The organism is Pseudomonas entomophila L48 (assembly GCF_000026105.1).
Lineage (GTDB): Bacteria > Pseudomonadota > Gammaproteobacteria > Pseudomonadales > Pseudomonadaceae > Aquipseudomonas > Aquipseudomonas entomophila.
This window is the reverse complement of sequence record NC_008027.1, coordinates 1,755,432-1,767,928: the sequence shown is the minus strand read 5'-3', so window position 1 is coordinate 1,767,928 and position 12,497 is coordinate 1,755,432. Positions and strand designations below refer to the sequence as shown.

Genomic DNA, 12,497 nt, shown 5'->3' with positions numbered 1-12,497 from the left:
TGCATCGAGCTATTCAAGGGACTCGATGCGAAGATGGCGCAGCGGACGGGACTCGAACCCGCGACCCCCGGCGTGACAGGCCGGTATTCTAACCGACTGAACTACCGCTGCGTATCGTTCAGGTTTGCACCTGATTGAAACTGGGATCTGGCCTTGCGGCCTCAGACCGGTGTAAACACCCATCTGGAGAAAATGGCGCGGCGGACGGGACTCGAACCCGCGACCCCCGGCGTGACAGGCCGGTATTCTAACCGACTGAACTACCGCCGCGCATAGCTGGACTTGCGTCCTGTTTCTCTCTGCCAGCGTGCTTTTTGCAAAACACGTTGTACTAGAAACGTTCTCAGGAAGTGGTGGGTGATGACGGGATCGAACCGCCGACCCTCTGCTTGTAAGGCAGATGCTCTCCCGGCTGAGCTAATCACCCCCGCGATGTTGCTTGTTGCGTTTGCTTCGCTGAGGCCGCGAAATTTACGCAGGTACCGATGCTAAGTCAATACCCCCATTGAATTTTTTTTCAAAAAAGGGGAAAAACAGCTTCAAGCTTAAAGCTGCAAGCGACAAGTAAAAGCTCCCGTCGCCTGCACTACCGTATTCGACCTTGGTAAAGACAAAGGGGACCTTACGGTCCCCTTCTTGAAGCTTGAAGCTTATAGCTTGCAACTCAGGTGTAGATCATCTTGCGCGTCATGCCGCCATCGACCACAAACTCCTGGCCTGTGACGAACCCCGCCTGGCGCGACAGCAACCACGCCACCAGCGCCGCGACATCCTCCACCGTCCCTACCCTGCCTGCCGGGTGCTGGGCATGGTCGGCTTCACTCAACGGTTGCGCCCGTCGCTGCGATGGATCACGGGCATCGATCCAGCCTGGACTGACGGCATTGACGCGAATCTCCGGCCCCAGGCTCATGGCCAGCGCATGGGTCAACGCCATCAGGCCACCCTTGCTTGCCGCATAGGCCTCGGTATCCGGTTCGGATTGCCGGGCACGGGTGGAGGTCAGGTTGACGATGGCGCCACCGTGGGCACGCAGGTAAGGCGCACAGTGCTTGGCCAGCAGCATCGGACCATTGAGGTTGACCGCCAGCACACGGTTCCACTGGGCCAGCGACAGGCTTTCCAGTGTCTGGTTGTGCGGGTTGGCGATGGCCGCGTTGCTGACCAGCGCGTCCAGCCGACCAAACTGCCCCAGCACTTCGGAAACCCCGGCACTGACCTGGGCTTCGTCGGCCACATCCATGCAGATGAACCAGGCGTTGTCGCCCAGTGCCTTGGCGACCTTGGCGCCACGCTGGCGATCCAGATCGCTGAGCACCACCTGCCAGCCTTCGCAGATCAGCCAGGCGGCGATGCCCAGGCCGATGCCGCGAGCGGCACCGGTCACCAGGGCCACCCGACCATTGTGATCGGGTTCGCCAGCCTTCCAGTCGATCACAGCGCCGCCAGGCCGCGCGCCAGGTCCGCTTGCAGGTCGGCCAGGTCTTCCAGGCCGACAGCGACACGGATAAGGCTGTCACGGATCCCCGCCGCTTCACGCTCCTGCGGCGTCAGGCGACCGTGGGAAGTGGTCGCTGGGTGGGCGATGGTGGTCTTGCTGTCGCCCAGATTGGTGGTGATCGAGATGACCCGAGTGGCGTCGATGAAGCGCCAGGCGCCTTCCTTGCCTCCCTTGACCTCGAAGCTGACCACCGCACCGAAGCCACTCATCTGGCGCTTGGCCAGCTCGTGCTGCGGATGGCTCGGCAAGCCGGCGTAGTGAACCTTCTCCACACCCTCCTGCTGCTCCAGCCATTCGGCCAGCGCCTGGGCGCTCTCACAGTGCGCACGCATGCGCAGCTTGAGGGTTTCCAGGCCCTTGGTGAAGATCCAGGCGTTGAACGGGCTCAGGGTCGGGCCAGCGGTGCGCAGGAAACCCACCACTTCCTTCATCTGTTCGCTGCGCCCCGCCACCACACCGCCCATGCAACGGCCCTGGCCGTCGATGAACTTGGTCGCCGAGTGGAACACGATGTCGGCACCGAGCTTGAGCGGTTGCTGCAACGCCGGCGTGCTAAAGCAATTGTCCACCACCAGCATAGCGCCGCGGGCATGGGCGATTTCAGCCAGCGCCGGGATATCCACCAGCTCGGCCAGCGGGTTGGACGGCGACTCGACGACCAGCAGCTTGGTATTGGCCTTGATGGCCTGCTCCCAGCCGCCCAGGTCGGCCAGCGGCACATAGTCCACCTGCACGCCGAAACGCTTGAAGTACTTCTCGAACAGGCTGATGGTCGAGCCGAATACACTTTGCGACACCAGCACATGGTCACCGGCACTGCACAGCGACATCACCACGGCGAGCAGCGCCGACATGCCGGTGGAGGTGGCCACGGCCTGCTCGGCACCCTCCATCGCAGCCAGGCGCTCCTCGAAGGCGCGCACGGTCGGGTTGGTATAGCGCGAATAGACGTTGCCAGGCGTTTCGCCAGCAAAGCGCGCAGCGGCATCGGCAGCCGTGCGGAAGACATAGCTGGAGGTCAGGAACAGCGCTTCGCTGTGCTCGGCCTCCGGCGTGCGGTTCTGACCGGCGCGCACCGCCAGGGTGTCGAAACCGACACCCTCGAGGTCACTGTCCAGTCGACCGGCATCCCATTGTTCGGTCATGCCGTCGCTCCCAAATCAGTTGTTGTAGAGGTCGATGATCGCGCTGACGGCCTGGGTTTTCACCTTGGCCAGGTCATTACGGGCCTGCTCGATACGGTCGAGGTAGGCTTCGTCGATGTCGCCGGTGACGTATTCACCATTGAACACCGCGCAATCGAAGTGCTCGATCTTGATCTTGCCACCACCGACCGATTCGATCAGGTCCGGCAGGTCCTGGTAGATCAGCCAGTCGGCGCCGATCAACTCGGCCACCTGTTCGGTGGTACGGTTGTGGGCGATCAGTTCGTGAGCGCTCGGCATGTCGATGCCGTAGACGTTGGGGTAGCGCACCGCAGGGGCCGCGGAGCAGAAGTAGACGTTCTTGGCGCCGGCTTCGCGGGCCATCTGGATGATCTGCTTGCAGGTGGTGCCGCGCACGATCGAGTCGTCCACCAGCATCACGTTCTTGCCGCGGAATTCCAGCTCGATGGCGTTGAGCTTCTGGCGTACCGATTTCTTGCGCGCAGCCTGGCCGGGCATGATGAAGGTACGGCCGATGTAGCGGTTCTTGACGAAACCTTCGCGGAACTTGACGCCCAGGTGGTTGGCCAGTTCCAGCGCCGCGGTGCGGCTGGTGTCGGGGATCGGGATGACCACGTCGATGTCGTGGTCCGGGCGCTCGCGCTGGATCTTCTCGGCCAGCTTCTCGCCCATGCGCAGGCGCGCCTTGTACACCGAGACGCCGTCGATGATCGAGTCCGGGCGGGCCAGGTACACATGCTCGAAGATGCACGGCTGAAGCTTCGGGTTCTCGGCGCACTGCTTGGTGAACATCTGGCCTTCCTCGGTGATGTACACCGCTTCACCGGGCGCCAGGTCGCGGATCAGGGTGAAGCCGAGCACATCCAGGGCGACGCTTTCCGAGGCGATCATGTACTCGACGCCTTCGTCGGTGTGACGCTGGCCGAAGACCACCGGGCGGATGCCGTTAGGGTCGCGGAAGCCGACGATGCCGTAGCCGGTGATCATCGCCACCACGGCATAACCACCCACACAGCGGCTGTGCACGTGGGAGACCGCGGCAAACACGTCCTCTTCGGTCGGTTGCAGCTTGCCGCGCACGGCCAGCTCGTGGGCGAATACGTTCAGCAGGACTTCGGAGTCGGAGTTGGTGTTGACGTGGCGCAGGTCGGACTCGTAGATCTCCTTGGCCAACTGCTCGACGTTGGTCAGGTTGCCGTTGTGCGCCAGGGTGATGCCATAGGGCGAGTTGACGTAGAACGGCTGGGCCTCGGCCGAGGTGGAGCTGCCGGCGGTCGGGTAGCGTACGTGACCGATGCCGATGCTGCCGACCAGGCGCTGCATGTGGCGCTGCTGGAAGACGTCGCGCACCAGGCCGTTATCCTTGCGCAGGAACAACCGGCCGTCATGGCTGGTCACGATACCGGCAGCGTCCTGGCCGCGGTGCTGGAGGACCGTAAGCGCGTCATACAGCGCCTGATTGACGTTCGACTTACCGACGATACCGACGATGCCACACATGCGACGCAACCCCTACTTTGATGAAACTTGAGTGAAGAGCGCTCAGGGCTTGCTCGGCCCGAGCAGCTGCTCCTTGAACGGAAGGTCAACGGGTGCGCTGACCCCACTGGACATCCACTGGCCGCCGAACCCGAGTATGAGGTTCTTCGACCAGTCGGCTACCAATAGAAATTGTGGTATCAGGCGCGATTCCTGCCACCACGGATCCTGTTGCACCGGCCCCAGGCTGAGCAGCCCGACGGCCACCACCACCAGCAAGCCCCCGCGCGCGGCGCCAAAGGCCATGCCGAGGAAGCGATCGGTGCCGGACAGCCCGGTCACGCGAATCAGCTCGCCGATGAGGAAGTTGAGCATCGCCCCGACCAGCAGCGTGGCGACGAAAAGAATGGCACAGCCGGCAATGACCCGCGCGGAGGGGGTCTGGATGTAGCTTTCCAGATACTGCGAGAGCGAGCCGCCGAACATCCAGGCCACCGCGCCGGCGACAATCCAGATGAGCAGGGACAAGGCTTCCTTGACGAAGCCGCGCTTGAGACTGATCAGTGAGGAAATGGCGACGATCGCGATGATCGCCCAATCAACCCAGGTAAATGCCACGGTGCTGCCTGCCGACGTTTGAGGCGGCGCATTTTACCAGAGCGAAGGGCTTGGGGGTAAGCGGAATGTCAGGAGTTTGAAGGGCTGCAGGCTGACTCCGGGGACAGCTTTACAGGCCTGAAAATGCAGCATTCTCTGTAGGAGCGGCTTTAGCCGCGATGCAGGCAACGCAGTGCCGGCCCCCCGCTTCGCGGGTGATCGCGGCTAAAGCCGCTCCTACAGAGGTCACATCAGATCAATGGGCTACCCTGCGACAGTTGCTAACCACGCTCTGGCTGGAAACGCACCACGATGCCTTTGAGGTTCTGCTGGCGATTGATCACATCGCGCAGGCGCTCGGCTTCCGCCCGCTCGATCAACGGCCCCACGAATACCCGGTTCATGCCATCCGCCGAACGGATATAGGCGTTGTAGCCCTGGCTGCGAAGGGTCTTTTGCAGGTTTTCGGCCCCGGTCCGGTTCGACAGACTGGCCAGCTGGATCGACCAGCTCACCGGCAGGCCGTTGGCATCGATCTTCGATGGCGCGGCAGGTTTGGCCACCGCCGCAGCAGGCGCCACTGTCGGCGCTGGCGCCGGGCGGGGCTCGACCTTCGGCGCCGGGGGAGTCGGCACAGGCGTCTGCGGCTTGGGCTGAACCGGCGCCACGACAGGCGCGGGCGCGATCGGCTGGCTTGGCGCAGCCACCGGCGCCGTGGACTCATTGACCACCACAGGCGGTTGCTCGCCCGGGTCCGGCAACGGTTGTGGTTCAGGCACCGCCACAGGCTCGACCTGCACCTGGGGCAGGCTTGGCATGGCCGGCGCCTCCGGCGCCTCGACACGCACCTGGCGCATCTCGTCCTCACGGGTGAACAACATCGGCAGGAAGATCACCGCCAGCGCCACCAGCACCAACGCACCCACCATGCGCTGCTTCATCCCTTTATCCAGCACTGCCATCTACTCCATCCTCGAGGGCCTGCCGCTCGAGCCAGGCCAGGGCCTCGCCGACGCAGAAAAACGAACCGAACAGCAGGATCTGATCATCCGCCGTCGCCTGGGCGCACTGCCCCTCCAGGGCAGCATCGACGCTAGCGTAAGACTTCACTGGCACACCGAGGTTCGTCAAGGCGTCGGCCAGTTCTGTGGCCGGACGGCTGCGGGGAGTGGCCAGCGGAGCCACCGCCCATTCATCGACCAGCCCACGCAACGGCGCAAGCACACCGTCCAGGTCCTTGTCGGCAAGCAAGCCAAATACCGCCAGGCGCCGACCTTTGAGCGGCCGGGTCGCAAGACGACGCGCCAGGTACTCGGCAGCATGCGGGTTATGGCCGACATCCAGCAACAGCTCTACACGCTTGCCGGCGAAGTGCAATGCTCGCCTGTCGAGACGCCCGGTGATGCGGGTATCCAGCAATGCCTGGCGTACCCGTGCTTCATCCCAGGGCAGATCCATGAGGAGGAAGGCCTGCAAGGCGAGCGCCGCGTTCTCCATGGGCAGGTCGAGCAGCGGCAGGTCGCGCAGCTCTGCGACGGAACCGTCCAGCCTGCTGCCTCGCCACTGCCAGTGGCTGTCGGTGCTGGCCAGGTCGAAATCGCGCCCCCTCAGGAAGAACGGGCAAGCCAGTTCACGCGCCTTGTCGAGCAAGGGTTGCGGCGGGTCGAGATCACCACACAACGCAGGCTTGCCCTGACGGAAGATGCCGGCTTTCTCGAAGGCGACCGACTCACGGGTATCACCCAGGTAGTCGGCATGATCGACACCGATACTGGTGACCAATGAAACGTCGGCATCCACCAGGTTGACCGCATCCAGCCGGCCACCCAGGCCGACTTCGAGCACCACGGCATCCAGCTCGGACTGTTTGAATAGCCAGAACGCCGCGAGGGTGCCCATCTCGAAATAGGTCAGCGAAACATCGCCACGCGCCGCCTCAACAGCGGTGAAGGCCTCGCACAACTGCTCATCACTGGCTTCGACGCCATCGATGAGCACGCGCTCGTTATAGCGCAGCAGATGAGGCGAGCTGTACACACCCACCTTGAGCCCCTGGGCGCGCAACAGCGTAGCCACGAAAGCGCAGGTCGAACCCTTGCCATTGGTGCCGGTGACCGTCACCACGCGGGGCGCCAGCTTGCCCAGCCCCAGGCGCGCCAGCACCTGCTGCGAGCGCTCCAGCCCCATGTCGATGGCCGAAGGGTGCAGCTGTTCGAGGTAGGCGAGCCAGTCGCCCAGGGAGCGCTGGGTCATCACGCGACCGCAGCGACTTCTTTGGCGGCTTCCGGCGTGGGCTGGCCGGTCATCTGCGCCAACAGGCGAGCCAGGCGCGGACGCAGTTCGTCGCGGGAGATGATCAGGTCGATGGCGCCGTGCTCCAGCAGGAACTCGCTGCGCTGGAAGCCTTCCGGCAGTTTCTCGCGCACAGTCTGCTCGATCACACGCGGGCCGGCGAAGCCGATCAGCGCCTTGGGCTCACCGACGATCACGTCGCCGAGCATCGCCAGGCTGGCGGAAACACCACCATAGACCGGGTCGGTCAGCACGGAAATGAACGGAATGCCTTCTTCGCGCAGGCGCGCCAGCACGGCCGAGGTCTTGGCCATCTGCATCAGCGAGATCAGTGCTTCCTGCATGCGCGCGCCGCCGGAGGCGGAGAAGCAGATCATCGGGCAGCGGTTTTCCAGGGCGTAGTTGGCGGCGCGCACGAAACGCTCGCCGACGATAGCGCCCATCGAGCCGCCCATGAAGGAGAACTCGAAAGCGCTGACCACAACCGGCAGGCCCATCAGGTTGCCGCTCATGGAGATCAGCGCGTCTTTCTCGCCGGTCTGCTTCTGTGCGGCGGTCAGGCGGTCCTTGTACTTCTTGCCATCACGGAACTTCAGGCGGTCGACCGGCTCCAGGTCGGCACCCAGTTCAGCGCGGCCGTCCTTGTCGAGGAAGATGTCGATACGCGCACGTGCGCCGATGCGCATGTGGTGGTTGCACTTGGGGCAGACGTCGAGGGTCTTTTCCAGCTCCGGGCGGTACAGCACGGCTTCGCAGGACGGGCACTTGTGCCACAGGCCTTCGGGCACCGAGCTCTTCTTCACCTCGGAACGCATGATCGAAGGGATCAGTTTGTCTACCAACCAGTTGCTCATGCTTTCTCTCTCCAGTATCGGCGGGCGACGGGCCTGGAATTACCGGCCCCACCCTGCCCTTGAGCTCAAATTCTGCTGTGAAACGACGATGGGCCGGCCATGGATTCGCCACGCACCGCCCCATCTCCAATGTTTACGCCGATGCCTGGGCCGGCCTCATGGCCTGGCAGCATCGGGCTGCGAAAGCTATGGACGATGGCGCGCGGCCAGCCGTCACATCCGCCCTCACGCCTGCCTCACCGCACGCATGAAGGCCTCGATCTTCGCGGCATCCTTGATGCCCTTTCGCTGCTCCACACCGCCACTGACATCCACCGCATATGGACGCACCTGGCGGATGGCCTCGGCGACGTTGTCGGCCGACAGGCCACCGGCAAGGATGATAGGTTTGCTCAGGCACTGCGGAATCAATGACCAGTCGAAGGACTCTCCGGTTCCTCCCGGCACGCCCGGCACATAGGCGTCCAGCAGGATGCCGCTGGCACCGGCGTAGTGTTTGCAGGCGGCCTGCAGATCGTCATCGGGGCGCACGCGCAGGGCCTTGATCCAGGGCCGGTGATACCCCTCGCAGTCGGCCGGGGTTTCATCGCCGTGGAACTGTAGCAGGTCCAGCGGAACCACTTCGAGGATCTCGTTGAGCTCGCAACGGCTGGCATTGACGAACAAACCCACGGTGGTCACGAACGGCGGCAGTTCGGCGATGATTGCCCGCGCCTGGCGCACATCCACCGCGCGTGGGCTCTTCGCATAGAAGACGAAGCCGATGGCATCGGCACCAGCCTCGACGGCCGCCAGGGCGTCCTCTAGGCGGGTAATCCCGCAGATCTTGCTGCGCACGTTGCTCATGGAGGGCGAACCTTGAGTGATCGGTGAAAGGCCCGATGTTAGCAAATGACTTTTGGCCCGTCAGTCTGCCAGGGCCTCGTAGCCGGTAAGAAAGTGTGGGCCGATGTAACGCTGCGGCAACGCGTACTCTTGCGGGTATTCCACCTGGACCAGGTACAGGCCGTACGGGTGGGCCGTCACCCCGCCCTCCCGGCGGTTCCGCCCTTCCAGCACCTCGCGAGCCCACTCCACTGGCCGCTCGCCGGCGCCGATGGTCATCAGCACACCGGCGATGTTGCGCACCATGTGATGCAGGAACGCGGTGGCGCGCACGTCCAGCACGATCATCTGGCCGTGCCGGGTGACGCGCAGGTGGTGGATATGCTTGATCGGCGACTTGGCCTGGCACTGGCTGGCGCGGAAAGCGCTGAAGTCATGGGTGCCGAGCAAATACCGCGCGGCCTCGGCCATGCGCGTCACATCCAGTGGCCGGTGGTTCCAGGTCACTTCTTCAGCCAGATGCGCCGGGCGGATCGGGTCGTTATAGATCACATAACGGTAGCGCCGCGCCGTGGCCTTGAAGCGGGCGTGGAAATGCGCCGGCATGGGCGCGGACCAAACCACGCTGATGTCGTGGGGCAGGTTGAAGTTGGTGCCCAGCGTCCAGGCGCGCTCGTCACGCACCGCGCGAGTGTCGAAATGCACGATCTGCCCGCAACCGTGCACGCCGGCGTCGGTTCGGCCGGCGCACACCACCGTGATGGGCTCATTGGCCACCGTCGACAGCGCCTGCTCCAGGGCTTGCTGGACACTGGGCACGCCACTGGCCTGGCGCTGCCAGCCGCGGTAGCGCGAGCCCTTGTATTCCACGCCCAGGGCGATGCGGGTGTAGCCTTCGGCCGCCGATTCGGCAGCGGCGTTGTCGATGATGTCCAAGAGCGGAAAACCTGATGATGAAACGAAAGGCGGGCAGTATACCGGCAAACCACGCAAGGGCCGAAATGATCGCGGGGCAAGCCCGCCCCCACGCTCGCCTGCGAAAGAGGCCGGTGGGAGCAGGCTTGCCCCGCGATAGGTGACGCCGCGTCAGACCAGGCGCGAGAGCATCTCGTTGGCTTCCTGACGCTGACCTTCGTCGCCATCCTTGACCACTTCGTCGAGGATGTCACGGGCGCCCTGGTGGTCACCCATGTCGATGTAGGCGCGGGCTAGGTCGAGCTTGGTGGCCACTTCGTCAGCGCCGGAGAAGAAGTCGAAGTCCAGGTCATCCAGCGGCTCCGGCTCCTGGGCCGCGTCCTCGGCGGTGAACTGCGGCTCCAGCGACGGCGACTCGAGGTTCTGCGACAGCTTGTCGAGCTCGGCGTTGACGTCATCCAGCTCCGAGGCGAAGTTCTTCGCCGCCGGCGAGTCGTCATCCAGCGACAGCGACAGGTCGAAATCGTCCGGCAGCTCCAGCTCGGAAATAGGGTCGAACTCCGGAATGGCGTCAAAGGCCGCAAGTTCGGCCGCCACGTCCACCGGCGCTTCCTCGGTGCCGGCCGGAGCAGCCGGCTCGCCGACGTCGAGGTCGAACTCGGCGAGGTCGTCGACGCTCTGCGGCTCCGACTGTGCCTGCGCCTGTGCCAGCAACGCCTCGAAGTCATCGTCGGCATCGGTCTCGGCTGCCGGCGCCGCTTCAGCTTCGAGCACGGCCTCCAGCGGCGCGGTGTCGTCCAGCACCGGCAGGTCGAGCGGCTCGTCGACCGGCAGGTCGTCGTCCAGGCTCAGGTCGAAGGCGCTATCAAGGTCATCCTGCTCGGGGGCCTGGGACAGCTCGGATTCCAACTCGGGCTCGAGCGACGCAGCCGGTTCAGGCTCCGGAGCAGGCTCAACCAGCGGCTCTGGCTCGGCCTCTGCCACGGGTGCTGCCGGCTCCTGCTCCTGCAGCAGTTCCTGGACGTACTGTTCATCCAGCTCTGCGGCCAAAGCTGCCGCGCCAGCGGCACCTGCGGCCACGGCCGCAACCCCCAGCATGCCAGGGTAACGCTCCTTGAGCGAGGCGACTTCGGCCTGGCTGGCGTCGCTGGGCGCCAGCTTGCGCTCCTGGTCGGCGAACGCGGTCTGGTCACCCTGGCGGGCATAGACTTCCATCAGTTTCAGGCGCAGGTCACTGCGCTGCGGCTCGGACGCCACGGCAGCCTCGAGCAGATCGGCGGCATGGTTGAGGCGACCACGGGCGATGCTTTCATCGACCTCGGCGAACAACGCAGCACGCGGATCCTGGGCTGGCTCGGCAGCGACCACCGGCAGCGGCTTCTCCGCGGCGGTGGCGGCAGCGGCCGAGGCGGCCACGACGGCAGGCGACAGGGTGACGCTGGGCGCTGAAACGTCCAGCCCTTCGAAACTGCTTGGCGGCAGGTCCAGGTCAGGACTACGCTCGCCTTCCTCGGACAACGCCCGGGCCATGCGCAGGTGCTTCTCGGCTTCCTGCTGGGCCTTGCGCTTGCGCGCCAGGAGCAGCAGCAACAGCAGCAAGACCAGGAACGCCGAACCGGCAACCAGCCCCAGCAACAGCGGGTTGCCCAGCAACTGGTCGAGCATCCCCGGCTCTTCTGCGACAGGGGCTTCGGCGGCCGGCTCTGGTGCCGGCGCTGTATCAACCGCGGCCGGTGCCGGGGCGACTACTGGCTCGGCCGGGGTCAACTGGGCGTTTACCGCCGGCTGGGCCGGGGCCGGGGCTGGCTCGCCGGGCAAGGCGGTGGGCGCTTCAGGCTGCGCCGCGCCTTGCGCCTCGAGGCGTGCCAACTGGTCGTTCTTCAGCTGGATCAGACGCTGCAGCTTGTCCAACTGGCTCTGCAGGTCGACCATCCGACTCTTGAGCTCGTCGTTGTCGCGACGGCTGGTGTCGAGGCTTTCCTGGGCAACGGCCAGCTTGTCGTTGAGCGCCTTGGCGTCACCGGCAGCACCCTTGCCGCCCGGGGATACCAGACGCAGGTTGTCGCCCTGGGCGATACGCGCAGGCGCCGCGCCAGCCTCGCCACGACGGGTGGCATCCAGCTGGCGGGCACGCGGTCCCAGGCGCCGCCCTTCGCGCCAGGCAGCGTACTGCTCGGCGACTTCGCGGTTGGCTTCGGGGCGAGGAATGTTCTGGATCTGCTGCTGGTCGGGCAGGCGCAGGACCTGGCCGATCTTGAGCTGGTTGATGTTGTTGCCGATGAAAGCATCGGGGTTCAACGCCTGGATGGCCAGCATGGTCTGCTGGACCGAGCCGCCATGGGTGTTGCGCGCAGCGATCTGCCAGAGGGTGTCGCGGCGCTTGGTGGTGTAGCTGCCCGCGCTCACGGCCGGGTTGATGTTGGCCTGGGTCGGCTGGCTACCCTGGGCTTGCGCCTGGTCGAGCAGCACACTGTAGTCGCGCAGCAAGCGCCCCTGTGGCCACATGACCTGGACCAGGAACTTGACCACCGGCTCCGGCAGCGGCTTGCTGGAGGTGACCCGCAGCACGCTCTTGCCGTTTGGCGTGAGCACTGGCGTGAAGGTGAGGTCTTCGAGGTAGGCCGGCAGCGGTACCCCGGCCTTGGCGAAGTCTTCCGGCGAGGCCAGGCTGGGCGCCATTTCCGCGGCGGTGAGGTCGCGCACATCGAGCAGTTCGATCTCGGCATCCAGCGGCTGGTTCTGCGCCGACTTGAGGGTCAGCTCCCCCAACCCCAGGGCATTCGCCACGCCGGACGACAGCGCCGAGGCTGCCGCGATGGCCAGAACCAGTTTGCGAATTCGAAGCATGAACTCTTCCCTTGTATGAAC

10 protein-coding genes and 3 tRNA genes are annotated in these 12,497 nt (G+C 64.9%); all 13 read right to left on the bottom strand.

Going from position 1 to position 12,497, the window contains the following annotated elements; all coding sequences use genetic code 11:
* Positions 1–34 precede the first annotated feature (34 nt).
* The 13 genes from PSEEN_RS07935 to PSEEN_RS07875 all read right to left on the bottom strand — a co-directional run bounded on the left by PSEEN_RS07935 (position 35) and on the right by PSEEN_RS07875 (position 12,476).
* Positions 35–111 (bottom strand) — tRNA-Asp (locus PSEEN_RS07935).
* Positions 112–193: 82 nt separating this feature from the next.
* Positions 194–270 (bottom strand) — tRNA-Asp (locus PSEEN_RS07930).
* 81 nt (positions 271–351) lie between these two features.
* Positions 352–427: transfer RNA gene (locus PSEEN_RS07925), tRNA-Val, on the bottom strand.
* Positions 428–664: 237 nt separating this feature from the next.
* Positions 665–1,438: an SDR family oxidoreductase gene (locus PSEEN_RS07920; RefSeq protein ID WP_011532957.1), complete on the bottom strand. Its 774-nt coding sequence runs from the start codon at positions 1,436–1,438 to the stop codon at positions 665–667.
* Positions 1,435–2,646, bottom strand: a complete 1,212-nt coding sequence (locus PSEEN_RS07915) for an O-succinylhomoserine sulfhydrylase (protein ID WP_011532956.1) — start codon at positions 2,644–2,646, stop codon at positions 1,435–1,437. Before PSEEN_RS07915 ends, PSEEN_RS07920 begins: the two co-directional genes overlap by 4 nt.
* 15 nt (positions 2,647–2,661) lie before the next feature.
* Positions 2,662–4,167, bottom strand: coding sequence for an amidophosphoribosyltransferase (purF, locus tag PSEEN_RS07910; protein WP_011532955.1), 1,506 nt, complete (start codon positions 4,165–4,167; stop codon positions 2,662–2,664).
* 42 nt (positions 4,168–4,209) lie between these two features.
* The gene (locus PSEEN_RS07905) at positions 4,210–4,764 is read right to left on the bottom strand and encodes a CvpA family protein (RefSeq protein ID WP_011532954.1); all 555 of its coding nucleotides are present in this window, start codon (positions 4,762–4,764) and stop codon (positions 4,210–4,212) included.
* A gap of 260 nt (positions 4,765–5,024) precedes the next feature.
* The gene (locus PSEEN_RS07900; RefSeq protein ID WP_011532953.1) at positions 5,025–5,705 is read right to left on the bottom strand and encodes an SPOR domain-containing protein; all 681 of its coding nucleotides are present in this window, start codon (positions 5,703–5,705) and stop codon (positions 5,025–5,027) included.
* Complete coding sequence (gene folC, locus PSEEN_RS07895; protein ID WP_011532952.1) at positions 5,689–6,996, bottom strand: bifunctional tetrahydrofolate synthase/dihydrofolate synthase; 1,308 nt, start codon at positions 6,994–6,996, stop codon at positions 5,689–5,691. The genes PSEEN_RS07900 and folC overlap by 17 nt, the downstream gene beginning before the upstream one ends.
* Complete coding sequence (gene accD / locus PSEEN_RS07890) at positions 6,996–7,889, bottom strand: acetyl-CoA carboxylase, carboxyltransferase subunit beta (protein ID WP_011532951.1); 894 nt, start codon at positions 7,887–7,889, stop codon at positions 6,996–6,998. The genes folC and accD overlap by 1 nt, the downstream gene beginning before the upstream one ends.
* A gap of 225 nt (positions 7,890–8,114) precedes the next feature.
* The gene (locus PSEEN_RS07885; RefSeq protein ID WP_011532950.1) at positions 8,115–8,735 is read right to left on the bottom strand and encodes a phosphoribosylanthranilate isomerase; all 621 of its coding nucleotides are present in this window, start codon (positions 8,733–8,735) and stop codon (positions 8,115–8,117) included.
* Between the two features lie 60 nt (positions 8,736–8,795).
* Positions 8,796–9,650, bottom strand: coding sequence for a tRNA pseudouridine(38-40) synthase TruA (gene truA, locus PSEEN_RS07880; protein WP_011532949.1), 855 nt, complete (start codon positions 9,648–9,650; stop codon positions 8,796–8,798).
* Between the two features lie 150 nt (positions 9,651–9,800).
* Positions 9,801–12,476, bottom strand: coding sequence for a motility hub landmark protein FimV (locus tag PSEEN_RS07875; RefSeq protein WP_011532948.1), 2,676 nt, complete (start codon positions 12,474–12,476; stop codon positions 9,801–9,803).
* Between the last annotated feature and the right edge of the window lie 21 nt (positions 12,477–12,497).